The sequence below is a fragment of the Collimonas fungivorans genome (assembly GCF_001584145.1).
Taxonomy (GTDB): domain Bacteria; phylum Pseudomonadota; class Gammaproteobacteria; order Burkholderiales; family Burkholderiaceae_D; genus Collimonas; species Collimonas fungivorans.
Genome location: NZ_CP013232.1, coordinates 1,081,832 through 1,106,374, shown reverse-complemented (window position 1 = coordinate 1,106,374; position 24,543 = coordinate 1,081,832). Strand labels below are relative to the sequence as shown.

General features: G+C 60.9%; 21 protein-coding genes. 12 read left to right on the top strand and 9 right to left on the bottom strand.

The features are described 5' to 3' along the window. Positions 1-39: 39 nt before the first annotated feature. The 3 genes from CFter6_RS04785 (at position 40) to CFter6_RS04775 (ending at position 2,348) form a co-directional block, all read left to right on the top strand. Positions 40-987, top strand: a complete 948-nt coding sequence (locus tag CFter6_RS04785) for a LysR substrate-binding domain-containing protein (protein WP_041742977.1) — start codon at positions 40-42, stop codon at positions 985-987. Between the two features lie 112 nt (positions 988-1,099). Next, positions 1,100-1,954 carry a 4-hydroxybenzoate octaprenyltransferase gene (gene ubiA / locus CFter6_RS04780; protein WP_061538953.1) on the top strand — a complete coding sequence of 285 codons (855 nt, stop codon included), beginning with the start codon at positions 1,100-1,102 and terminating at the stop codon, positions 1,952-1,954. A 70-nt stretch (positions 1,955-2,024) separates the two neighbouring features. Next, on the top strand, positions 2,025-2,348 hold the full coding sequence (locus CFter6_RS04775; protein ID WP_061538952.1) for an ElaB/YgaM/YqjD family protein: 324 nt from the start codon (positions 2,025-2,027) through the stop codon (positions 2,346-2,348). Positions 2,349-2,473: 125 nt separating this feature from the next. Here CFter6_RS04775 and proC read toward each other — a convergent pair whose 3' ends face one another. Both proC and CFter6_RS04765 read right to left on the bottom strand, forming a co-directional pair. After that, positions 2,474-3,298 carry a pyrroline-5-carboxylate reductase gene (gene proC / locus CFter6_RS04770; RefSeq protein ID WP_061538951.1) on the bottom strand — a complete coding sequence of 275 codons (825 nt, stop codon included), beginning with the start codon at positions 3,296-3,298 and terminating at the stop codon, positions 2,474-2,476. After that, entirely contained in the window at positions 3,288-4,037 is a 750-nt protein-coding gene (locus CFter6_RS04765) for a YggS family pyridoxal phosphate-dependent enzyme (protein ID WP_061538950.1), read from the bottom strand. Before CFter6_RS04765 ends, proC begins: the two co-directional genes overlap by 11 nt. Before the next feature lie 122 nt (positions 4,038-4,159). Here CFter6_RS04765 and CFter6_RS04760 point away from each other — a divergent pair, with 122 nt between their 5' ends. From CFter6_RS04760 to CFter6_RS04750, 3 genes are read left to right on the top strand one after another with little or no spacing between them, the layout of a single operon-like run. Beyond that, positions 4,160-5,203, top strand: a complete 1,044-nt coding sequence (locus tag CFter6_RS04760; protein ID WP_014004744.1) for a type IV pilus twitching motility protein PilT — start codon at positions 4,160-4,162, stop codon at positions 5,201-5,203. 27 nt (positions 5,204-5,230) lie between these two features. Continuing rightward, positions 5,231-6,367, top strand: a complete 1,137-nt coding sequence (locus CFter6_RS04755) for a PilT/PilU family type 4a pilus ATPase (RefSeq protein WP_061538949.1) — start codon at positions 5,231-5,233, stop codon at positions 6,365-6,367. After that, on the top strand, positions 6,364-6,858 hold the full coding sequence (locus CFter6_RS04750; RefSeq protein ID WP_061538948.1) for a glutathione peroxidase: 495 nt from the start codon (positions 6,364-6,366) through the stop codon (positions 6,856-6,858). The genes CFter6_RS04755 and CFter6_RS04750 overlap by 4 nt, the downstream gene beginning before the upstream one ends. 67 nt (positions 6,859-6,925) lie before the next feature. On the opposite strand, the gene CFter6_RS04745 is transcribed toward CFter6_RS04750, so the two are convergent. The 4 genes from CFter6_RS04745 to CFter6_RS04730 all read right to left on the bottom strand — a co-directional run bounded on the left by CFter6_RS04745 (position 6,926) and on the right by CFter6_RS04730 (position 11,947). Then, positions 6,926-7,639, bottom strand: a complete 714-nt coding sequence (locus CFter6_RS04745) for an MIP/aquaporin family protein (protein ID WP_041742976.1) — start codon at positions 7,637-7,639, stop codon at positions 6,926-6,928. Between the two features lie 100 nt (positions 7,640-7,739). Continuing rightward, positions 7,740-9,236 (bottom strand): glycerol kinase GlpK, encoded by a 1,497-nt coding sequence (gene glpK / locus CFter6_RS04740; RefSeq protein ID WP_061538947.1) that lies wholly within the window; start codon positions 9,234-9,236, stop codon positions 7,740-7,742. Between the two features lie 126 nt (positions 9,237-9,362). Then, positions 9,363-10,898: a glycerol-3-phosphate dehydrogenase gene (gene glpD, locus CFter6_RS04735; RefSeq protein WP_061538946.1), complete on the bottom strand. Its 1,536-nt coding sequence runs from the start codon at positions 10,896-10,898 to the stop codon at positions 9,363-9,365. A 251-nt stretch (positions 10,899-11,149) separates the two neighbouring features. Beyond that, entirely contained in the window at positions 11,150-11,947 is a 798-nt protein-coding gene (locus CFter6_RS04730) for a DeoR/GlpR family DNA-binding transcription regulator (RefSeq protein ID WP_061538945.1), read from the bottom strand. Between the two features lie 139 nt (positions 11,948-12,086). Here CFter6_RS04730 and CFter6_RS04725 point away from each other — a divergent pair, with 139 nt between their 5' ends. The 6 genes from CFter6_RS04725 (at position 12,087) to CFter6_RS04700 (ending at position 20,608) form a co-directional block, all read left to right on the top strand. Next, a complete protein-coding gene (locus CFter6_RS04725; RefSeq protein WP_082814595.1) occupies positions 12,087-13,172 on the top strand; it encodes a LacI family DNA-binding transcriptional regulator in 1,086 nt (361 codons plus the stop codon). Between the two features lie 139 nt (positions 13,173-13,311). After that, positions 13,312-14,667, top strand: coding sequence for a glucarate dehydratase (gene gudD, locus CFter6_RS04720; protein ID WP_061538943.1), 1,356 nt, complete (start codon positions 13,312-13,314; stop codon positions 14,665-14,667). A 19-nt stretch (positions 14,668-14,686) separates the two neighbouring features. After that, positions 14,687-15,640, top strand: a complete 954-nt coding sequence (locus tag CFter6_RS04715) for an aldose 1-epimerase (RefSeq protein ID WP_061538942.1) — start codon at positions 14,687-14,689, stop codon at positions 15,638-15,640. A 61-nt stretch (positions 15,641-15,701) separates the two neighbouring features. Continuing rightward, positions 15,702-16,973, top strand: coding sequence for an MFS transporter (locus CFter6_RS04710; RefSeq protein ID WP_061538941.1), 1,272 nt, complete (start codon positions 15,702-15,704; stop codon positions 16,971-16,973). Between the two features lie 20 nt (positions 16,974-16,993). After that, a complete protein-coding gene (locus CFter6_RS04705) occupies positions 16,994-19,411 on the top strand; it encodes a glycoside hydrolase family 31 protein (RefSeq protein WP_061538940.1) in 2,418 nt (805 codons plus the stop codon). Positions 19,412-19,426: 15 nt separating this feature from the next. Then, positions 19,427-20,608 carry a porin gene (locus CFter6_RS04700; RefSeq protein ID WP_061538939.1) on the top strand — a complete coding sequence of 394 codons (1,182 nt, stop codon included), beginning with the start codon at positions 19,427-19,429 and terminating at the stop codon, positions 20,606-20,608. A gap of 26 nt (positions 20,609-20,634) precedes the next feature. Here CFter6_RS04700 and glcF read toward each other — a convergent pair whose 3' ends face one another. From glcF to CFter6_RS04685, 3 genes are read right to left on the bottom strand one after another with little or no spacing between them, the layout of a single operon-like run. After that, complete coding sequence (gene glcF / locus CFter6_RS04695) at positions 20,635-21,870, bottom strand: glycolate oxidase subunit GlcF (RefSeq protein ID WP_061538938.1); 1,236 nt, start codon at positions 21,868-21,870, stop codon at positions 20,635-20,637. A 34-nt stretch (positions 21,871-21,904) separates the two neighbouring features. Beyond that, a complete protein-coding gene (gene glcE / locus CFter6_RS04690; protein ID WP_061542213.1) occupies positions 21,905-22,960 on the bottom strand; it encodes a glycolate oxidase subunit GlcE in 1,056 nt (351 codons plus the stop codon). Between the two features lie 33 nt (positions 22,961-22,993). Continuing rightward, on the bottom strand, positions 22,994-24,505 hold the full coding sequence (locus CFter6_RS04685) for an FAD-linked oxidase C-terminal domain-containing protein (protein ID WP_061538937.1): 1,512 nt from the start codon (positions 24,503-24,505) through the stop codon (positions 22,994-22,996). Between the last annotated feature and the right edge of the window lie 38 nt (positions 24,506-24,543).

The window sequence follows — 24,543 nt, the reverse complement described above, 5'->3', positions numbered from 1 at the left end:
GATACAATCTCCATCAAAAAAATATGCGAAGATAACAACATGACTCTGACCGAACTCAAATACATCGTCGCGGTAGCCCGCGTAAAGCATTTTGGCCATGCTGCAGAAGCTTGCTTCGTAGCCCAGCCGACCCTCTCCGTGGCGATCAAGAAGCTGGAAGACGAACTAGGCGTGGTGATCTTCGAACGCGGCGGCACCGAAATTTCAGTGACGCCGCTGGGTGCGCAGATCGTAGCCCAGGCCGAACGGGTGCTGGAGCAGACCGCCACCATCCGCGAAATCGCCAACCAGAACAAGGATCCGCTGGCCGGCCCGCTGCGCCTCGGCATCATCTATACAGTCGGCCCTTACCTGCTGCCGCCGCTGGTGAAAACCATGATCGAGCAAGTACCTCAGATGCCGCTGGTGCTGCAGGAAAATTTCACCGTGCGCCTGCTGGAGCTGCTGCGCCAGGGCGAACTGGACGCCGCCATCATCGCCCTGCCGTTCCCCGAGCATGGCTTGATGGTGCAGCCGCTGTACGACGAACCGTTCGTGGTGGCGCTGCCCAAGCACCATGCCTGGGCCAACCGCAGCAGCATCAGCGCCCAGGATCTCAAGTCGGAAACCATGCTGTTGCTCGGCAACGGCCACTGCTTCCGCGACCAGGTGCTGGAAGTGTGCCCCGAGATGTCGCGCTTCTCGACTGCCGGCGACGGCATCGCCCGCACCTTCGAAGGTTCGTCGCTGGAAACCATACGCCACATGGTGGCTTCCGGCATCGGCATTACGGTGCTGCCGCTGGCTTCGGTGCCCGATCTCGACGCCAAGGACGGCATGCTGCGTTATGTGCCGTTTACCGACCCGGAGCCGTCGCGCCGAGTGGTGATCGTCTGGCGCAAGAGCTTCACCCGCCATGCCGCCATCGAAGCTGTGCAAAAAGCGGTGCTGGATTGCGGCCTGAAAGGCGTCACCCTGCTGCATGACGCGCTTGCGGTCGAAGGTTGAATCAAACGCTGACTTGAGCTGGCCGGGGCGGAAGCCGTTTCCGTCCGCCGCCGTTCTTCCATCCGTCCGTTTTCCCCGCTGCCGCCTGGCGGCAACACTGATCCAAATCGCAATGAATCGTCTCAAACTCTACTTCCAGCTGGTCCGCATGGACAAACCCATCGGCATCCTGCTGCTGCTGTGGCCGACCTTGGCCGCGCTGTGGCTGGCTGCCGGCGGCAAACCGGCCTGGAGCCTGGTCGCCATCTTCATCCTTGGCACCGCCCTGATGCGCTCGGCCGGCTGCGCGATCAACGATTTCGCCGACCGCGACTTCGACAAGCATGTCAAACGCACCGCCCAGAGGCCGCTGACCAGCGGCAAGATCGCCGCCTGGGAAGCAGTGATGGTTGCCGTCGTGCTGACGCTGCTGTCCTTGCTGCTGATCCTGCCGCTGAACACGCTGACCAAGGAATTGTCGGTGATCGCCGTAATCGTGGCTGGCAGCTATCCTTACTTCAAGCGCTTTTTCGCGATTCCGCAAGCCTATCTCGGCATCGCTTTCGGTTTCGGCATTCCCATGGGTTTCGCCGCCGTGCAAGGCACAGTGCCGGCGGCCGCCTGGCTGCTGTTGATCGCCAATGTATTCTGGGCCGTCGCCTACGACACCGAATACGCCATGGTCGACCGCGACGACGACCTCAAGATCGGCATCAAGACCTCGGCGATTACCTTCGGCCGCTACGACGTGCTGGCAATCATGCTTTGTTACGCGCTCAGTTTGGGATTAGTATTTGCTGTAGGCTGGCAATTCGGCCTGCGCGGCTGGTTCAGCGCCGGCATGCTGCTGGCCGCCGCTTGCGCCGTCTATCATTACCGCCTGATCCGCACACGCGAACGCGCCGGTTGCTTTACCGCTTTCCGCCACAATAACTGGCTGGGAGCGGCGGTATTTGGCGGCATCGCCCTGGACTACGCGCTGAGATAACATTCAGACACGATTTATCGTGATATATTAGGCAACATCTTTCCCCGCAATCCACATTGAAGAGGCAAACATGGCTACTACTACCGATAACGTAAAAGATATGCGCGACAATCTGGCTGGCGAGCTCAAATCCGTGATCAAGGAAGCAGAAACCCTGCTCGACGATACCCACGACCATGCAGAGAAAAAATACAACTCGGCGCGCGAAAAACTGAAAGCGGCGCTGGAAACGGCTAAAACCGAACTGCCGAAAGCCACTAAGAAAGCAGTGGCGCACACCAAGCACGCCGCTCATGTGACTGACGAATATGTCGGCGACAATCCCTGGAAAGCTGTCAGCGTGGCGGCCGTCATCGGCTTGCTGGCGGGCCTGGCGATCGGCCGCAACAAATAAGACCTGCAAGAGCCCGGATACTCCTTCGGGCCTGCAAGCGGGCCTGCAAGCGGGTTTGCAATAAAAAACAGCGGCAATCGTTATGCGATGCCGCTGTTTTTTTATCTGTGCTGCCGGACTCGGTACTAGTCGCGTCCGAACTCGTCGCCCAGCTCCTGGCCGCGGACCGCGGCCGATTTGACGGCGGCGATGATCGCGCCCTTCACATCTGCCGCCTCCATGCTGCTCAACGCGGCATAGGTGGTGCCGCCCTTGGACGTGACGCGCTCGCGCAGCAAGGACACCGGTTCCGGCGACTGTGCCGCCAGCTGCGCTGCGCCGACGAAGGTGGCCTTGGCCAGTTCGATGCCCTGTTGCGCAGTCAAGCCGAGTTCCTGGGCTGCCTGCTGCATCGCTTCGATAAAATAAAATACATAAGCCGGGCCGCTGCCGGATACCGCTGTCACCGCATCGATCTTTGCCTCGTCATCCAGCCACACCGTGCTTCCCACCGCACGCAAGATCAGGTCGGCGGTATCGCGTTGCGCCGCCGACACGCCTGCAGTGGCGACCATGCCGGTAATCCCCAGGCCGACCAGCGCCGGGGTGTTCGGCATGCAGCGCACGATGGCGTCGTGGCCGCCCAGCCAGCGCGCCAGGTCCACGGCGCGGATGCCGGCAGCGATCGACAACACCAGCTGGCCCGTCACATGCGGCCGCAATTTGGCCACGACTTCTTTCATCTGCTGCGGCTTGACCGCCAGCACGATCACTTCGCTGGCCTCGATCGCGGCGTCGATCCCGGTTGCGGTACTGACGCCGAAACGCTGCGCCAGGTTCTGCAAAGCTTCCGGATTCAGGTCGACCACATGGATGCTGGCGCCGTCGGTCACCTTGCCGGCCAGGCCGCCGATCAGGGCCGCCGCCATATTGCCGCCGCCGATGAAGCTGATATTCAGTTTACTTTTCATGGTTCCGTTCCCGTTGTCCAAAAATTGCGCTGCCTACGCGCACGATGGTAGCGCCCTCTTCAATCGCCACTGCCATGTCGGCCGACATGCCCATCGACAAAGTATCCAGCCGCTGCCCAGCTTGCTGTATATCCGGATCCTGTTGCAGCTGTTCCAGCAATTCCCTGGTCCGGCGAAATGCCGCATGCTGTTTTTCCAGGTCGTCGGTCGGCTCCGGTATCGCCATCAAGCCGCGCAATTTCAGCCCCGGCAATCCGGCGATGGCGCGCGCCACATCCTTCACCTCCGCCGGCGCCAAACCGCTCTTGCTGGCCTCGCCGCTGATGTTCACCTGCAGGCAGATGTTCAGCGGCGCCAGCTGCGGCGGCCGCTGCTGCGACAGGCGCTGGGCGATCTTTTCGCGGTCGACCGTATGCACCCAGTCGAAATGCTCGGCGATGGCACGCGTCTTGTTGCTCTGGATCGGGCCGATAAAATGCCATTCCAGCAAGACATCGTCTCCCTCTCCAGATTTCAGTGCCAATTTCAGTTCCACCTCAGCCATTTTTGTCAGTGCTTCCTGCAAATAATTTTCACCGAAAGCGCGCTGGCCGGCGGCGACCGCTTCCAGCACCGCATCGGCGCCGAAGGTTTTTGACACCGCCAGCAGCGCCACACTGTCAGGTCGGCGCGACGCCGCAATGGCCGTGGCATGAATACTGCTATGGACGGCTTGCAACTTGTGCGACATTAAGGACATAATCGGAGAGTTTGAAAATTGCCGTAAAGAACTACTAATTTGCATGGCCAGGCGGTTTTGGCAAGCAGCGCCTGGGCAGAAAAATGCCTTTCAACAAACAAAATACAGCACAGGGATTATAAATGGACATTTCCGAACTTCTGGCTTTTTCGGTGAAGAATAAGTCATCCGATTTGCATTTATCCGCAGGCTTGCCGCCGATGATCCGGGTTCATGGCGATGTGCGCCGCATCAACCTGCCGCCGCTGGAGCACAAGGATGTGCACTCCATGATCTATGACATCATGAACGACGGCCAGCGCAAAGCGTACGAAGAACATCTGGAATGCGATTTTTCGTTTGAAATCCCCGGCCTGGCGCGCTTCCGCGTCAATGCCTTCAACCAGGACCGCGGCGCCGCCGCCGTGCTGCGGACAATTCCATCGACCGTCCTGACCCTGGAACAGCTCAATGCGCCGCGCATCTTTGCCGAGCTGGCGCTCAAGCCGCGCGGCCTGGTGCTGGTCACCGGCCCGACCGGTTCCGGCAAATCGACCACGCTGGCGGCCATGGTCAACCACGTCAACGAAAACGAATACGCGCATATCCTGACCATCGAAGATCCTATCGAATTCGTGCATCAGTCGAACAAGTGCCTGATCAACCAGCGCGAAGTCGGCCCGCACACCCATTCTTTCAGCAATGCGCTGCGCTCGGCCTTGCGGGAAGATCCTGACGTCATCCTGGTGGGCGAATTGCGCGACCTGGAAACCATCCGCCTGGCACTGACCGCCGCCGAAACCGGCCACCTGGTATTCGGCACCCTGCACACCTCCTCAGCCGCCAAGACCATCGACCGTATCGTCGACGTCTTCCCCGGCGAAGAAAAGGAAATGGTGCGCGCCATGTTGTCGGAATCGCTGCAAGCGGTGATTTCGCAAAGCCTGCTGAAGACCAAGGACGGCTCCGGCCGCGTTGCTGCCCATGAAATCATGCTGGGCACGCCGGCGATCCGCAACCTGATCCGCGAAAGCAAGATTGCGCAGATGTATTCGGCGATCCAGACCGGCAGCAACATGGGCATGCAAACCCTGGACAGCAACCTGACCGAGCTGGTCAAGCGCAATGTGATCTCGCTGGCAAGTGCTCGCGCAGCAGCCAAGACACCGGACAACTTCCCGGGCTAAGCTAGTAATTTATTAGGATAGAGAATCATGGAAAGAGATCAAGCCACCAAATTCATGCACGACTTGCTGCGGCTTATGGTCAGCAAGCGCGGCTCCGATTTGTTCATTACCGCAGACTTCCCGCCGGCGTTCAAGATCGACGGCAAGATCACGCCGGTATCGAACCAGGCGCTGACTTCGGTCCATACCCTGGAACTGGCGCGCGCCATCATGAGCGACAAGCAGGCGGCCGATTTCGAAGAAACCAAGGAATGCAACTTCGCCATCAGCCCGGCAGGGCTGGGGCGCTTCCGCGCTTCCGCGTTCATCCAGCAAGGCCGGGTCGGCATGGTGCTGCGGACCATCACCACCGACATCCCGAAATTCGAAGACCTGGGCCTGCCGCCCACGCTGAAGGAGGTCGCCATGACCAAGCGCGGCCTGGTGATCATGGTCGGCGCCACCGGTTCCGGCAAATCGACCACGCTGGCGGCGATGGTCGGCTATCGCAATGAAAACAGCTACGGCCACATCATCACCATCGAAGATCCGGTCGAATATATCCATCCGCACAAGAACTGCATCGTGACCCAGCGTGAAGTCGGCGTCGATACCGACAACTGGGGCGTGGCGCTGAAGAACACCTTGCGCCAGGCGCCGGACGTGATCCTGATCGGAGAAATCCGCGACCGCGAAACCATGGACTACGCCATCGCCTTCGCCGAAACCGGCCACTTGTGCCTGGCCACCTTGCATGCCAACAGCTCCAACCAGGCGCTTGACCGTATCATCAACTTTTTCCCGGAAGAGCGCCGGCCGCAGCTGCTGATGGACTTGTCACTCAACCTGAAAGGGATCATCTCGCAACGGCTGGTGCCGCTGAAAACAGTGAAGGGACGCGCGGTCGCGGTGGAGATCATGTTGAATTCGCCGCTGATTTCCGACTTGATCTTCAAGGGCGACGTGCATGAAATCAAGGAAATCATGAAGAAGTCGCGCGAGCTCGGCATGCAGACTTTTGACCAGGCCCTGTTCGATTTGTACGAAGAAGATAAAATCAGTTACGAAGACGCTTTGCGCAACGCCGATTCGGTCAACGACCTGCGGCTTTCCATCAAGCTGCGCGGCAAGGATGCAAAAGACCGCGACCTGTCTGCCGGCACTGAACACCTGGGGATAGTATGAGCAACGACACCAGCATTTACGATTTCACCGTCAAGCAACTAGACGGCACGCCCGAGTCGCTGGCAGCCTTTCGCGGCAAGGTGCTGCTGATCGTCAACACCGCCAGCAACTGCGGTTTCACGCCGCAATACAAGGGACTGGAAGAGATTTACCAGAAGTACCACGAGCAGGGTTTCGAAGTGCTCGGTTTTCCCTGCAACCAGTTCGGCGCCCAGGAACCGGGAACCGCCGACGAAATCGGCGCTTTCTGCGAGAAAAACTACGGCGTCACCTTTCCCCTGTTCGAGAAGATCGACGTCAACGGCGATCACGCGGCCCCGCTCTACCAATACCTGAAGAACGCGGCGCCGGGCTTGCTCGGCAGCGAGGGAATCAAATGGAATTTCACCAAGTTCCTGGTGAACAAGGACGGTGGCGTAGTCGACCGTTTTGCGCCGCAGACCAAGCCGGAAGCCTTGGCGGCCGATATTGAGAAATTGCTGGGGAAATAAGGCAGGAACATCCCGGATCGGTTTCCGGCCTTGCGGCCAGCCGATCCGGTCACATCATCATCGCAGGTCAGTGCGCCATCTGCAAGCCATACACCAGCGCCGCCAGCACGCCGCCGCAAATTGAACCCACCACAGGCACCAAGGCATAACCCCAGTCGCTGTCGCGCTTGCCGGGAATCGGCAGCAATGCGTGCATCAGGCGCGGCCCGAGGTCGCGCGCCGGGTTGATCGCGTAACCCGTGGTGCCGCCCAGCGAAACGCCGATGCTCATCACCAGCAAAGCCACCGGCAAGGCATCCAGCGCGCCCAGGCCCATCTTCGGCGAAGCGATGTTCAGCACGCAGTAGACCAGCACGAAGGTGCCGACCACTTCCGACACCACGTTGCCGAAGGTGTTGCGGATCGCCGGCGCGGTGCAGAACGCCGCCAGCTTCAGGTTGCCGTCGGTGGTCTCGGCAAAGTGATTACGGTAAACCAGCCACACCAGGAAAGCCCCCATCATGCCGCCCAGCATCTGCGACAGGATATAACCGGGCACGCTGCCCCAGGCAAACTTGCCGGCCACCGCCAACGCCAGGGTCACGGCCGGATTCAGGTGAGCACCGCTGGAGGATGCCGCCACGAACACACCGACAAACACCGCCATCGCCCAGCCGACCGTGATCACGATCAGGCCGCTGCCGTGACCATGGGTTTTACTTAAAAGAACGTTGGCAACCACGCCGTTGCCAAGCAGGACAATCAGGGCGGTGCCTACGAATTCAGCTAAAAAGGGAGTCATGATCAACTCTTTCGGAAATAGGAAGTGAGAGGAACGCAGATTCTGGTCTGCGTTCCGTTCTGTTTTTATCCAACAGTGGAGCTAGCCTAGCGACTGATCTTCAGGAATCTGCCCAGACCGTTGCCGCTGCAATCGCCCGCTGCCAGCCTTTGATGCTGGTTTTCACTTCATCCGCCGGCAGCGCCGGTTTGAAGCGCTGGTCGAGCTGCCACTGGCCGCGCACGTCGTCGGTGCTGCTCCAGTAGCCGACCGCCAGTCCAGCCAGGTAGGCCGCGCCCAGCGCCGTGGTTTCCGTCACTTTCGGACGCACCACGTCGACCCCGAGGATGTCTGACTGGAATTGCATCAGCAGGTTGTTGGCGGTGGCGCCGCCGTCGACCCGCAGTTCCGGGATCACGATGCCGGCGTCGGCTTCCATGGCTTTCAATACATCCATGGTTTGATAGGCGATGCTGTCCAGCGCGGCGCGCGCATAGTGCGCCGAGGTGGTGCCGCGGGTAATGCCGAAGATGGTGCCGCGTGCATGCGGATTCCAGTGCGGCGCGCCGAGGCCGGCAAACGCCGGCACCAGGTAGACGCCGTCGCTGCTCTTGACGCTGCGCGCCAGCGCTTCGATTTCAGTCGAGGTCTTGATGATGCCGAGGCCGTCGCGCAGCCACTGCACCACGGCGCCGCCGATGAAGATGCTGCCTTCCAGCGCGTAGTTGACTTCGTTGCCGATTTTCCAGGCGACCGTGGTCAGCAGGTTGTTCTTCGAGATGATCGGCTTGGTGCCGGTATTCATCACCATGAAGCAGCCGGTGCCGTAGGTATTCTTGACCATGCCGGGCTCGGTGCACATCTGGCCGAACAAGGCTGCCTGCTGGTCGCCGGCAATCCCGGCCAGCGGAATTTCGGAACCGAAACCGGAAATTTCCGTGTGGCCGTAGACTTCGCTGGAAGAGCGGACTTCCGGCAGCATGCTGCGCGGCACGCCCATGATCTTGAGCAGCTCGTCATCCCACTCCATGGTGTGGATATTGAACAGCATGGTGCGCGATGCATTGGTGACGTCGGTCAGGTGCAGCTTGCCGCGAGTCATGTTCCATACCAGCCAGGTATCGATGGTGCCGAACGCCAGGCGCCCCTGATCCGCCAGCTGCTGCGCGCCTTCAACGTTGTTCAGGATCCAGCGGATCTTGGTGCCGGAAAAATAAGAGTCGACCAGTAAACCGGTCTTTTCACGGATGGTTTCGGCCAGGCCGTCGGCTTTAAGCTGGTCGCAGAATGCCGCCGTGCGGCGGTCTTGCCAGACGATGGCGTTGTACACCGCCTTGCCGGTTTCGCGATCCCAGACCACGGTGGTTTCACGCTGGTTGGTGATGCCGATGGCGGCGATCGACGTACCGTTCAGGCCGATATTGGTCGAGGCCTCGGCGGCGACGCCCACCTGGGTCGACCAGATTTCCTGCGGATCGTGCTCGACCCAGCCCGGCTGCGGATAGATCTGGCGGAATTCTTTCTGCGCTGAAGAAACGATATTGCCTTGACGGTCGAACAGGATGGCGCGCGAGCTGGTGGTCCCCTGATCCAGGGCTAAAATGTATTTATCTTTCAACTTGTCTACTCCAAGGTTGGTGAATCCGCCTGCGCGGACCGGGCGACTTTGATCCGGCAACGAAACCGGATCCGTCTTTTTATCTTCCGGCGCTATTGCCTGCCGGGCAAAACTTCAGGTAAGCACTCAGGCCAGCATGGCCGCCGGCGCAGATGCTTGCTGCATCTCCAGCCAGGCCCGCAAACGCTCGACGCCGGCGGCGTCGAAACGCAATCCCAGCTTGGAACGGCGCCACAGGATATCGTCGGCAGTCAGCGCCCATTCGTGGTCCATCAGATAGCGCACTTCCGCTTCATGCAAGTCAGCGCCGAACAGTTCGCCCAGGCCGGCCATGTCGTGAATGCCGTCCAGCAGGCGCGCCGCGCGCGTGCCGTAAGTGCGCGCATAACGCGCCGCCAGGCTGGCCGGCAGCCAGCCATGGCGCTGCTGGAAAATGCGCTGGAAATCGGCGAAATCGGCATTGGCGATATCGCCACCCGGCAGCGCTTCGTGCGCGGTCCAGTGCGATTTCATGTAACCGAACAGCGGCTGCAAATGTTCCATGGCTTCTTCCGCCAGCCGGCGGTAAGTGGTGATCTTGCCGCCGAATACCGACAGCACCGGCGCCAGTCCCTGCTCGTTGCGCAATTCCAGGCGGTAGTCGCGGGTCACTGCGGAAGGATTGGCGACTTCTTCTTCCAGCAGCGGCCGCACGCCGGCATACGACCAGACCACTTGCTGCGGCGTCACCGCGGTTTCGAAATAGCGGCTCACCGATTCGCACAGGTAGGCGGTTTCTTCGTCCGAGATCTCGACCTTGCCCGGATTGCCGCTGTATTCGACATCGGTGGTGCCGATCAGGGTAAAGTCGCTTTCATACGGAATCGCGAACACGATGCGTTTGTCGGGGTTCTGGAAGATATAGGCGTGATCGTGGTCGAACAGGCGCTTGGTGACTATATGGCTGCCTTTGACCAGGCGGATGTGATGCTGCGCCGGCGTATTCAGGGCGCTGTTCAACAGGCTGGCGACCCAAGGCCCGGCAGCGTTGACCACGCAGCGCGCCTTGACCTTGGTAGTCTCGCCGCTAATAGTCGACAGCAGGGTGGCGTCCCAGTATTGCGTGCCTTGCCTGGCTTCGATCAGACGGGTTTTGGTGAGGATGGAAGCGCCGCGTTCCTTGGCGTCCATCACATTGAGCACCACCAGGCGCGCGTCTTGCACCGAAGCGTCGGAATACACAAACCCTTTGCTCAAGGTCTTTTTCAGCGGTGCGCCGGCCGGATGCTTGCGGAAATCGATGGAGCGCGACCCTGGCAGCAATTCGCGTTTGCTCAGGTTGTCGTATAAAAACAGACCCGCGCGTATCATCCAGGCCGGCCGCAGGCTCGACACATGCGGCATCACGAAACGCAGCGGCGCAATGATATGCGGCGCCAGGCGCAGCAGCAGTTCGCGCTCCTGCAGCGCTTTACGCACCAGGCCGAATTCGTAGTGCTCCAGGTAACGCAAGCCGCCGTGTATCAGCTTGGTGCTGGCCGATGACGTGTGCGAGGCAAGGTCGTCCTGTTCGCAAAGCAACACGCTCAGTCCGCGCCCGGCGGCGTCGCGCGCGATCCCGGCGCCGTTGACGCCGCCGCCCACCACCAGCAAATCTACAATTTCACTTGATGCCACAGCCATCTCCTTGTGTCGGCAACTTGCTCATCGGACAAGCCACGCTAATACCGCACGCAGCCTGTAATGTCACCGCACATCATAAAATATTTATATTCGAAAGTATATTGTTCGAATTCGAACATTGATAATCGTTTATATTTATCAAAAGCAATTATCCGATAGATATAAACTTAATTATGGATAGATAAACACTATCCACAGATTCAAGGCCAGGGGAGGATTGCAGCGCACGAACGGCCCTGCGGGATTATTTGCTAGTCTGCAGACGCGCCGTCGTCAGCAACGAACACATCGATTTTCGCTTCTTCGAAAATGCCGGCCATGGTTTCCGGCACCGGCTTGTCGGTAAACAGCGCATTGATTTTCGAAATATCGCCAAGCCGCACCAGCGCCGGCCGCCAGAACTTCGAGTGGTCGGCCACCAGGAATACGGTGCGCGAATGCTCGATGATCGCTTCCGACACCCGCACCTCGCGATAATCGAAATCACGCAAAGTGCCGTCGGCTTCGATGCTGGAGATGCCGATGATGCCGAAATCGACCTTGAAGCGGCGGATGAAATCGATGGTTTCTTCGCCGGTGATGCCGAGGTCGCGGGCGCGCACCACGCCGCCGGTGATGATCACCTCGCAGCCCGGATAACCGCTCATGATGGCAGCCACGTTCAGGTTATTGGTGATGACGCGCAGGTTGCGGCGCCGGCTCAGGGCCTTGGCGACTTCCTCGTTGGTCGTACCGAGGTTGATGAACAGCGTGGCCTGGTCGGGAATGTGCTCCACCACCAGTGCGGCGATGCGGCGCTTCTCCTCGGAATACAAGCCTTGCCGGGCGCCGTAAGCGATATTCTCGGCGCTGGAAGGCAGGCCGACGCCACCGTGATAACGCTGCAGCAGGTTCAGTTCCGCCAGCAGGTTGATGTCGCGCCGTATCGTCTGCTGGGTGATCTTGAAACGCGTCGCCAGATGCTCTACCGTCACGAAGCCGTCACGTTGCACATAACTCAACAGCTCCCGCTGGCGACCGTTAAGATTTAGCGTTGATATCTCTGGCATGAACCCTGTCCCGTGCGGATTTTTCAAAGGCTTTTATTATGATGGGATTTGCCCCGCGTGGGGGAGAATGCAAATCGCATTTTGTCGCATTGCCCAGCAAAATGGTAACGGTATCATTTTCTAATGTTAGAATTTCACCATGGAAAAAGAATCCTTGATGAATGCTGTCGTCGCCGATGTCGCCGCGCGCCGCAAAGGCAGCCGCCAAGGCAGCCGTAAAGCCGGCGGCTTCACCTTGCGCGACGTCGCCAAACTCGCGGGTGTCGCCCCGATTACGGCGTCGCGCGCGCTGAATACGCCAGACGCCGTCTCCGCCAAGGTCCTGCAAAAAGTACAAGCCGCCGTATTGCAGACCGGTTATGTGCCGAACCTGCTGGCCGGCGCGCTGGCCTCGCAGAAAAGCCGCCTGGTGGCAGCCGTGGTGCCGACCCTGTCCGGCCCGATGTTCCTGGAAACCGTGGAAGCGCTGACCGACACCCTGGCCGGCGCCGGCTACCAGGTGATGCTGGGCCAGAGCGGCTATGAAAACTCGCGCGAGGATGCCTTGCTCGACGCCATTATCGGCCGCCGTCCGGACGGCATCGTGCTGACCGGCATCACCCGTTCGCCGCAGGCGCGCCGGCGCTTGCTGGCAAGCGGCATCCCGGTGGTGGAAACCTGGGACCTGACGCCGACCCCGGTCGACATGCTGGTCGGTTTTTCCCACGAAAAGATCGGCGCCGCAGTGGCGCAATACCTGCACAGCAAAGGCAAGCGCCGGGTGGCCGCCATCAGCGGCGACGATGAGCGCAGCCGGCGCCGCGCCACGGCGTTTTCCGAGGCCGCGGTCCGGCTCGGCATGGCGCGGCCGCAGGAAACCGAAGTGCCGGCCTGCCTGGTGACGGCGCCCACCACGCTTGGCAATGGCCGTAGCGGACTGCGGGAATTATTGCAGCGCGCACCTGATATCGACGCCGTGTTTTGCAGCTCCGACCTGCTGGCCCTGGGCGTGATGATAGAAGCGCAAGCCAGCGGCATCGCCATCCCCGGCCAGCTAGCCGTCATCGGCCTGGGCGACCTCAGTTTTTCGCGCGACCTGCATCCGCCGCTGACCACGGTCCGTATCGACGGCACCGCAATCGGCAGCACCGCGGCGCGTTTCATCATCGACCGCTCCGAAGGCAAAAGCGTGGCCGAACCGATCTGCGATCTCGGCTTCTCCATCATAGAGCGCGCCAGCGTTTAACTCCTCGTTTCGCAAAAAATCCGTTGACAGCCAAAAATGGGACCGCTACCATTTACTCGAATACGATTTGGTAGCGGTCCCATTTTTAGCAATTAAGACAACAAATCACCACAACAAACACAGCCACAGGCAACCTTTCATGACAGATTCGAACACCAGCTCTCCGGTCCCTGGCACTCCCCATATCGTCGACATGCGCGTGGTGCCGGTAGCCGGCCGCGACAGCATGCTGCTCAACCTGAGCGGCGCGCACGGCCCCTACTTCACGCGCAACATCGTGATCCTCAGCGACAGCGCCGGCAATACCGGCGTGGGCGAAGTGCCGGGCGGCGAACGCATCCGGCAGACGCTGGAAGATGCGCGCCCGCTGCTGCTGGGGAAATCCATAGGCAACTACCAGGCCATCCTCAACAGCGCGCGCACGGCGTTCGGCGACCGCGACGCCGGCGGCCGCGGCCTGCAAACCTTCGACCTGCGTATCGCGATCCATGCGGTGACGGCGCTCGAGGCCGCGCTGCTCGACCTGCTGGGCAAATTCCTCGGCGTGCCGGTAGCGGCATTGCTGGGCGAAGGCCAGCAGCGCGATGCGGTGAAAATGCTCGGTTACCTGTTCTACGTCGGCGACCGCAACGCCACCGACCTGCCCTACGCCAGCGCACCGGACGCCGCCGACGACTGGCTGCGGCTGCGCCATGAACCCGCCCTGAGCTCCCAGGCAGTGGTGGCGCTGGCCGAAGCCGCGTACCAACGCTACGGCTTCAACGATTTCAAACTGAAGGGCGGCGTGCTGCGCGGCGAAGACGAAATCGAAGCGGTGACGGCGCTGGCCGAACGTTTCCCGGCGGCCCGCATCACGCTTGATCCGAACGGCGGCTGGCTGCTCAAGGATGCCATTCGTCTGTGCCGCGACCAGCATGCGGTGCTGGCCTATGCCGAAGATCCTTGCGGCGCCGAGAACGGTTTTTCAGGACGTGAAGTGATGGCGGAATTCCGCCGCGCCACTGGCTTGCAGACCGCCACCAACATGATCGCGACAGACTGGCGCGAGATGGGCCACGCGATCCAGCTGCAGTCGGTAGACATCCCGCTGGCCGATCCGCACTTCTGGACCATGCAGGGCTCGGTGCGGGTGGCGCAGATGTGCCGCGAATGGGGCCTGACCTGGGGTTCGCATTCCAATAACCATTTCGATATCTCGCTGGCGATGTTCACCCATGTCGCCGCGGCGGCGCCGGGCGACATCACCGCCATCGACACGCACTGGATCTGGCAAGATGGCCAGCGCCTGACCAAAGAGCCGCTGCAGATCGCCGGCGGCATGGTCGAAGTGCCGAAAAAACCAGGGCTTGGCATCGAGCTCGACCTGGCAGAACTGGAAGCGGCGCACCAGCTCTACCGCGGCATGGGGCTGGGTGCACGCGACGACGCCGTGGCCATGCAATACCTGATCCCTGGCTGGAAATTCGATAACAAGAAGCCTTGCCTGCTGCGCTAAAGCATCCAGTGAGCGCCCAATGAAAACACTCCTGCTCGCACCGGAAATCAGCCTCGGCAACGGCGGCTGGCATTTGACGCTGTCGCCGTCCGCCGGCGGCCGCGTCACTTCTCTCAGCTCGTTGCAAGACGGACGTGCGATCGACTGGATCGTCCCCATGCCGGAACACTGCCGCCGCCACGGCTTCCAGGCAAGTGCCTGGCCCAAGGCCGGCATCTACCCGTTGCTGCCATTCTCCAACCGTATCCGCGGCGGCGCATTTTCCTGGGCCGGCCTGGACATCAGCCTGCCGCTACACCCGGGAGAACCGCACGCCATGCACGGTTTTGGCCACCGCGCCGAGTGGCAGCTGCTGGATTGCGACGGCAGCAGCGCCGCCATGCTGTATGTCCATGCCGCCGGCGACAGCGGCTGGCCCTGGCGCTTCCAGGCAAAACAGACGATAAGCCTGGTGGCCGGCGCGCTTGCCATGAAGATGGAAGTCACCAATACCGGCGATGCAGCGCTTCCTCCCATGCCGCTCGGCGCAGGTTTCCACCCGTATTTCCCGCGGCGCTTTGCGCGCCAGGTTTCCTTTGCCGCGCAACAGTTATGGCAAGCCGATGCCGGACATGTCGCCACTGGCGTCGGCGGCGTCCCTCTGCAACATGACTACGACGTTCCGCGCGGCATTACGCAAGATGAGGAACTGACGCTGTATTACGGCGGCTGGAACCGGCGAGCCACGATCGGAGACGGCCGGCAACACCAGATCGCGATCTCCGCCTCCCCCCTGCTGTCGCACCTGGTGCTGCATGCCCCCAAGGCGGGCGACTACTTCTGCATCGAACCGGTGACCCATGTGGCAAATGCAGTCAACCTGGCGCAATCCGGCCTCCCCAATACCGGTTTGCAGACATTATCCCCCGGCCACACGTTCAGCTGCGATTTGCGGATGGATTTTTCCGGTCCGGATATTCCGGAACCGTCGTAACGCCGGGCTGGCGCTCAGTCAGATATCAATCACATAAATAAAAACTAACCGAGACAAAACAATGAAACGTATCAAAGGTCTGCGCTGGTGGATTATTGCCCTCGTCTGTTTTGGCACCATACTTAACTACATCTCGCGCAACTCGCTGGGCGTGCTGGCGGATACGCTGAAACACGACCTGGCGTTCAGCACCAAGGAATATTCGTATGTGGTGGCGGCGTTCCAGGTGGCCTACACCATCATGCAGCCGGTATGCGGCTACATCATCGATTTTCTCGGCTTGAAAGTGGGCTTTGCCCTGTTTGCCGCCGCCTGGTCGGTGGTTGGCATGCTGCACGGCCTTGCCACCGGCTGGATATCGCTGGCGTTTTTCCGCGGCTTGCTCGGTCTGACCGAAGCTGTCGCGATTCCGGCCGGGGTAAAAGCAGTATCGGAGTGGTTTCCCAAACAAGAGCGCTCGGTGGCCGTGGGTTATTTCAACGCTGGCACCTCGATGGGCGCGGTGATCGCACCGGTGCTCGTAGCATGGCTGCTCTACAAGCACGGCTGGCAATCGGCATTTGTCGCGACCGGCGCGCTGGGTTTCATCTTTGCCGGCTTGTGGTTCTTCTTTTACCGCGCCCCTAAAGACCATCCCAACCTGTCCGATACGGAGCGCGCTTATATCCTCTCCGGCCAGGAAAGCATTGCCGAAAGCCAGGCCCACGCCAAGCCATCGGTGCGGACGATCGTCAGCACCCGCCGCTTCTGGGGGATCGCAATCACCCGCTTCCTGGCAGAACCAGCCTGGCAAACCTTCAATTTCTGGATACCGCTGTACTTCATTTCGGTGCGCGGCATGAACCTGAAAGAGTTCGCCATCTTCGGCTGGATGCCATTCTTTGCCGCCGACATGGGCGGCATCCTGGGCGGTTATCTGTCGCCGTTCCTGATGAAGCATTTCAAATTCAAGCTGGTCAGCTCGCGCATCGCCGGCATCGCCACCGGCGCACTGCTGATGACCAGCGTCGGTTTTGTCGGCTATGTAGAAAGCCCCTACGTGGCGATCGCCCTGTTTTGCATAGGCGGCTTTTCCCATCAAATGATTTCCGGCCTGGTCAACACCATGACCACCGACGTCTTCAACACCCGCGAAGTCGGCACGGCCAACGGCCTGACCGGCATGATCAGCTGGATCGGCGGGCTCTCGTTTTCGCTGCTGATCGGGCAGTTGGCCGAATCCATCGGCTATACCCCGCTGTTCGCCGCGCTAGGCATGTTTGACGTGGTGGGCGTAACGATCCTGTTCCTGCTGTATCGCGGCTACAAAGACAGCAGCGTTGCCGGCAACTGAACCAGAAACTGGAGATTCTCATGTCAGTCAAACAAATACCCGAGTTTCATCTCACCGCTCGCAAGGGCGCCATGCTGACGCTCAAGGGATCCGGCGGCCAGGCCGCCCACATCTTCGTGCTGGAACAAGACATCATCCGCGTCATGGTGCTGCCCGACGCCAGCCTGCACTTTCCTCATACCTGGGCGATTGCGCCGGGCGACCAGCAGCTGCCGCTGGCAGGACGCGACCGCTTCTCGTTGTCAGGTTTCGCACAGCCTGCTTACACGGCGGAAGAACATGGCGGCGCCTTGCAGGTCGAGACCGGAAAAATCCGGCTAACGGTGCAGCTCAAAGGCTTCTTCTGCAGCTGGGAAACCCGCAAGGACGGCGTCTGGCAAAACGTCGCACAGGATCGCAGCACGCAACATGTGAATTTCGGCTACTGGGACGACAAGGTCTATCACTACCTCAAGCGCGACGCTCGCGACGAAATGTATTTCGGCCTCGGCGAACGCAGCGGCGACACCAACCGCCATGGCCGCAGCTATTCCCTGAAAACCATCGATGCAATGGGCTACAACGCCAGCAGCACGGATGTCTTGTACAAGCACATCCCGTTCTACCTGACCTGGAACAAGCGGCAGAAAACCAGTTTCGGCCTGTTCTACGACACGCTGTCGGAAGGCAAGCTGGACATGGGCTGCGAGATGGACAACTACCATGGCCACTACCGCTATTTCGTCGCCGACCATGGCGACCTGGATTATTACTTCATCGCCGGCGACGACATGGAGCAAGTGGTGCGGCGCTATACCTGGATGACCGGCCAGCCGGCGTTCACGCCGAAATGGGGCCTGGGTTATTCCGGTTCGACCATGACGTATACCGACGCTCCGAACGCACAGGAAAAGATGAATGAATTCCTGGAAAACTGCGAGCGGCACGACATGCTGTGCGAGTCGTTCCACCTGTCCTCCGGCTACACCTCGATCGGTGACAAACGGTATGTCTTCAACTGGAATCGCGAGAAATTCCCCGATCCCAAGGAATTTGCGCAGCACTACCTGAAGCATGGCGTGCACCTGTGCGCCAATATCAAGCCGTGCCTGCTGCAGGACCATCCCTGTTTTGCCGAAGCACGGGACCTTGGCCTGTTCATCACCGACCAGGACGGCGAACCGGAGATGGTGCAGTTCTGGGATGAAATCGGCGCCTACCTGGATTTCACCAACCCCGACACCTTCGACTGGTGGAAGCAGTCGGTGACCAGCTCTCTGCTGGAATACGGCATCGCCAGCACCTGGAACGACAATAACGAATTCCAGGTGCTCAATCCGCAAGCCGTCGCCAACGGCTTCGGCAAGCCGTTCAAGGCAGTCCAAGCCAAGGGCTTGCAAACCTTGCTGATGATGATGGCTTCGCGAGAAGCGCAAACCGCCTTCGCGCCGCAACAGCGTCCCTACCTGGTTTCGCGTTCCGGCGCGGCCGGCATGCAGCGTTATGCGCAGACCTGGTCCGGCGACAACTACACTTCATGGCAGACGCTCAAGTACAACATCAAGATGGGCATCGGCCTGGCCTTGTCCGGCGTCTCCAACACCGGCCATGATATAGGCGGCTTCAGCGGCCCGGCTCCGGGCCCGGAGCTGTTGCTGCGCTGGGTCCAGTTCGGCATTTTCATGCCGCGCTTTTCGATCCACTCGTGGAACGACGACAAGACCGTCAACGAAGCCTGGATGTATCCGGAAATCACCGGCGCCATCCGCAACCTGCTAAAGCTGCGCGCCCGCCTGACGCCGTATTTCTACGATCTGCTGTGGCGCTATCACCAGCACTACGAACCGATGATCAAGCCGACCTTCCTGGCGTTTCCCGACGATCCACAATGCTTCGCGGAAAACGACGACATGCTGGTCGGCCCAAACCTGCTGCTGGCTGCCGTGGTAGAGCCGGGCCAGCACAGCCGCACCGTATATCTTCCGGCCGGCGCCGGCTGGTACGATTTCTGGAGCGGTGCGCATCATCATGGCGGGCAGGAAATTGTGCTGCCTGCCGTCGGCGACCAGCCGCCGCTGCTGGCCAGGGCCGGCAGCGCCATCGCCGTCAATGTCGCCGAACAGCATTTCAACCGGCCCGCGCACCAGCAAGGCTTCATGCTCTTTCCGCACCAGGCCGACGGCAGTTTCGCCGCTGAATTTTTCGACGACGACGGCGCCAGCCATGCCTACAAGAACGGCCAGAGCAGCCTGTGGAAAATCCATGTGCAGAGCCACGCATCGGTCCTGGAAATCACGGTCGGATGCAGCGGCGTGCAGCCGGCGTCCGACATCGTGGCCCTGCTCCTGCCAAAACATGAAACTCGCCGGCTGGCCTCAAATGCCCCCGTCGTGAGCGATGCCATCGTCGATGGCTACCGAGAAATCCAGATAAGAATCACCAAGCCAGCAGTCCAATAACTATACGGGAGACACATGAAACATAAAACACTGGCGCTGCTGACTGCAGCGGCCTCGCTGGCCGGCGCAAGCCATGTCCGCGCGCAAAACAGCGTCACCATCTATGGCACCGCCGACGCTGCAATCATCTACTCCAGCAGCCAGCGCGGCCACGCCAACACCTATATGAACAGCGGCAACCTGAATGCCAGCAAACTGGGTTTCAGCGGCAGCGAAGACCTGGGCGGCGGCAGCAAAGCCCTCTTCACGCTGGAGCAGGGATTCAACATCGACAATGGCGCCCAGAGCGATCCCAGCAAGGCGTTCAACCGCCAGTCCTTTATCGGCTTGAGCAATGCCGGCTATGGCACTTTTACCCTCGGGCGCCAGTACACGCCGTATTGGCGTTACGTCGGCGGGCTGGGGCCAACCGGCGTGCTGACAGGCGCCACAGGTTCCCATCCAGGCGACCTGGACGGCCTCGACACGACCATACGCATCAACAATTCCCTGGTCTATGCGACACCGGTGATAGCCGGTTTCCAGGCCAGCGCCTTGTATGGTTTCGGCGAAAATGCCGGAACCATGGGCTCGGGCAATACCGTGAGTGCGGCGCTGCGCTATGACATCAACGCGTTTAGCGTTGCGCTGGGATACCTCAAGCTGACCAACAACAACCTGAAAGGCTTTGCGCCCTGGGATCCGAACGTCACCTCGGGCAGTTATGCCCAGTCTCCCGTCAACGCCGGTTATGCCTCCGCCAGGTCGGTGCAGATGATCGCCGCCGCCGCGCGCTACCAGGCGTCGGGCAACCTGATGCTGGGCCTGAATTTTTCCAATGTCCAGATGACGCCCGGAGCAGCTTCCTTGTTTACGCATCAGGCCAGCTTCAACACGGCAGGCCTGATTTCAAGCTATAAACTGACACCGGCCGTCACGCTGGCAGCCGGCTACAGCTATACGCGCGAATCGGCCGCCAACGGCATAAGCAACCCGGCCCGCTATCAGCAGCTGTCCCTGGAACAGACCTACGATTTCTCCAAACGCACCGCACTCTACTTCCTGGAAGCCTATCAAAAGGCGCGCGGCCAGACCTTGGGTAAAGATGGGGTGACAGCGGTCGACGCCGTCGCAGTTGTCGGCGATTCGCAAAATGGGACGCCGTCTTCCAATGGCAAGCAGATTGTCGCGGCAATCGGCATCCGCCATCAGTTTTAACGACGCCGCGCCGCTGACCTTGACCGTCAGGCCAGCGCCTGGTCCAGCAGTTCTATCCAATGCCTGACCGGCGTCTGCGTGCCTGATTGCAGATGGGTCAGGCAGCCGATATTGGCGGAGACGATCATGTCCGGCTGGGTCGCCTGCAGGCTGTTCAGCTTGTTGTCGCGCAGGCGATACGACAGTTCCGGCTGCAATACGGAATAGGTGCCGGCCGAACCGCAGCACAAATGGCTGTCGGCGCACAGCTGCACATCGACGCCGACGCTGCGCAACAGCCCTTCCACCTTGCCGTGGATCTGCTGGCCGTGCTGCAAGGTGCATGGCGGATGGTAAACCACGCGCTGGGGAAATTTGCCATGCAGTTTTTCCTGCAGCTCTGCTTCGAACGCCGGCAAGATTTCGCTCAGGTCCTTGGTCAGCGCTGAAATGGCTTTGGCCTTGACGGCATAGGCCGGATCGGCCGCCAGCAGATGGCCGTATTCCTTGACAGTGACGCCGCAACCTGAGGCAGTCATGACGATCGCCTCGACGCCTTGTCCATTGCTGCCGATGACATACGGCCACCAGGCGTCGATGTTGCGCCGCATGTCGTCCAGGCCGCCGGCCTGATCGTTCAGGTGATAGCGAATGGCGCCGCAGCAGCCGGCCTTGGGCGCCACTAGCAGCTGCACCTCGAGCGCATCGAACACCCGTGCCGTGGCGTGGTTGATATTGGGCGACATCGCAGGCTGTACGCAGCCGTCCAGCAACAACATCTTGCGCGCATGCTCGCGGCGCGGAAAAATCCCTGCTTGCTGTTTTTCCGGAACCTTGTTTTTCAATTTGCGCGGCAGCAGAGGTCGCAGCAATTGTCCAGCCGCCATGGCCGGCTTGAACAGCCAGGGACGCGGCAGGAATTCTTTCAACAACTTGCGCGTCAGCTGCTGCGCGAAAGGCCGCGGCACCTGATCTTCCACCACCTTGCGGCCGATATCGAGCAGGCGGCCGTATTCGACCCCGGATGGGCAAGTCGATTCGCAATTGCGGCAAGTCAGGCAGCGGTCCAGGTGGGACTGGGTCTTGACGGTAGCCTTGGCCCCTTCCAATACCTGCTTGATCAGATAAATGCGGCCGCGCGGACCATCCAGCTCGTCGCCCAGCAATTGATATGTCGGGCAGGTAGCCGTGCAGAATCCGCAATGCACGCAGGCGCGCAGAATGGCATCGGCCTCCTTGCCTGCGCGTGTATTCTTGATGAAGTCGGCTAGATTGGTTTGCATGGCTTGCTGCGCTAGAGGTTGGTTGAGGTTCGGACTAGAAGTCCCGATACATGCGGCCGATATTAAAGATCGCCGCGGGATCGAAGCTGGATTTCAAACGCCGGTGAATCTGCGCCACCGCCGGCGCCAGCGGATGAAACACGCCGGCATCTTTGTCGCCGCCGCGGTACAGCGTGGCATGGCCGCCGGCGGCGGACGCCGCGCCCCGCACCGCCTGCGCGTCGGCATCAGTGAACAGCCAGCGCTGCGCCCCACCCCATTCAATCAGGGTAGTACCGGGTAATACCAGCGGTGCTGCAGTCGATGGCAGCGCCAGCCGCCACAAGGGCTTCTGCGCCGCCATCGGAGCAAAAAAGGCGTGTGTCTGCTCACGCAGCGCCTGCCAGAAATCGTCCGCATCGGCGACCGCTTCGCCGCCAAGGTTCTTTTCGGCCGCGCTCACCGCAGCCTGCGCGCCGGACAGGCGCAACGTCAACTGGCCGTCCTGCCAGCAACTGGCGGAAATCGGCAAAGGCAAGCCACCCCACTGGTTGAGGCTGCGTATCGCCTCCGCTTCGGCCATGGCGAACCGGCGGCTGCTGCTGGCGAGCGGACGCGGCAATACTTTCAGCGAAACTTCCAGGATCAAACCCAGCGTGCCAAGCGAGCCGGCCAGCAGGCGCGACACATCGTATCCCGCCACATTCTTCATGACCTGGCCGCCGAAATGCAGGACATCGCCTTTGCCGTCCATCAGTACTGCACCCAGCACGAAGTCGCGCAATGCGCCGACCGCCTGCCGCGACGGCCCGGACAAGCCGCTGGCGACCATGCCGCCCAACGTCGCGGTGCTGCCGAAATGCGGCGGTTCGAATGGCAGCATCTGGTTGCGCTGCGCCAGCAGCGCCTCGATCTCGGCCAGCGGCGTGCCGCAACGGGCGGTGATCACCAGTTCGGTCGGCTCATAATCGATGACGCCGCTATAGCCGCGCGTGTCGAGCAGCTCGCCCTGCACCTGCTGGCCATACCAGCGCTTGCTGCCGCCGCCGCGGATTTCCAGCGGCCGGCGTTCTGCAGCGGCGGCGAGAACCTGCGCTTTAGCCTGCTGCATGAATGATTCTGCGTCCATATTGTCGGGTCTGGTTTAGAAGCGCGGGAGTTCCGCAAATTTCAGCTGGCCGCGCTGCACATGCATCTTGCCGTACTCGGCGCAGCGTTGCAAAGTGGGGATCGCCTTGTCCGGATTGAGCAGGAATGCGGTATCGAAGGCGCGTTTGACATTGAAGAAAGCGTCACGCTCCAGCGGCGAAAACTGTACGCACATCGAATTGATCTTTTCGATGCCGACGCCGTGTTCGCCCGTGATGGTGCCGCCGACGGCAACGCACAGTTCGAGGATTTCGGCGCCGAATTCTTCCGCGCGGTGGAATTCGCCCGGCACATTGGCGTCGAACAAAATCAGCGGATGCAGGTTGCCGTCGCCGGCATGGAACACATTGGCGCAGCGCAGGCCGTATTTGTTTTCCATCTGTTCGATGCCCAGCAGCACCTGCGCCAGGTTCTTGCGCGGGATGGTGCCGTCCATGCAGTAGTAATCGGGTGAAATGCGGCCGGCCGCCGGAAAGGCATTCTTGCGGCCCGACCAGAAGCGCAGGCGCTCGGCCTCCGAACTCGAAACTTCGATGCGGGTGGCGCCGCTGGCGTTGAGCACGGCGCTCATGCGGCCGATTTCCTCTTCCACTTCTTCCGCGGTGCCATCCGATTCGCATAACAGGATGGCGGCGGCGTCGATGTCGTAGCCGGCCTTGACGAAGGGTTCCACCATGCGTGAGCTGGTGCGGTCCATCATCTCCAGGCCGGCCGGGATGATGCCGGCGGCGATCACGTTGGCGACCGCGTTGCCGCTCTTCACCACGTCGTCGAACGAAGCCATGATGACCCGCGCCGCCTGCGGCTTGGGAATCAGCTTGACCGTGACCTCGGTGACCACGCCCAGCATGCCTTCCGAGCCGATGAAGACCGCCAGCAAGTCGAGGCCGGGCGCATCCAGCGCGCCGCTGCCGAGTTCGACCACTTCGCCTTCGATGGTCACCATCCGCACCCGCAGCACGTTATGCACGGTAAGGCCGTATTTCAGGCAATGCACGCCGCCGGAATTCTCCGCCACATTGCCGCCTATGGTGCAGGCGATCTGCGACGACGGGTCTGGCGCGTAATACAGGCCGTGCGCGGCTGCCGCTTCGGAAATGGCCAGGTTGCGCACGCCCGGCTGCACCACCGCAGTCCGCGCATACGGATCGAGCTTGACGATGCGGGTAAATTTGGCGGTGGACAAGACCACGCCGTCGGCGATCGGCATGGCGCCGCCGGACAGGCCGGTGCCGGCGCCGCGCGGCACGATAGGCACCTTGAGATCGCGGCAAGCCTTGAGGATGGCCACCACTTGTTCCTCGTTCTCGGGCAGCGCCACCACCATCGGCGTCTGCCGATAAGCGGCCAGGCCATCGCATTCGTAGGGCCGGGTATCTTCGATATTGGATAACAGCGCGTGCGCCGGCAACAGCGCCCGTAAAGCACTGACTACCTGCTGCTGGCGGAGCGGGCTAAAGGCAGGCTCGGCAGGCGCTGAGGCGGGAGATGCTGTTTCCCCATTCATTCTGTTTTCCCGTTGGCAGGCTGGCTATCTGAGGGTGT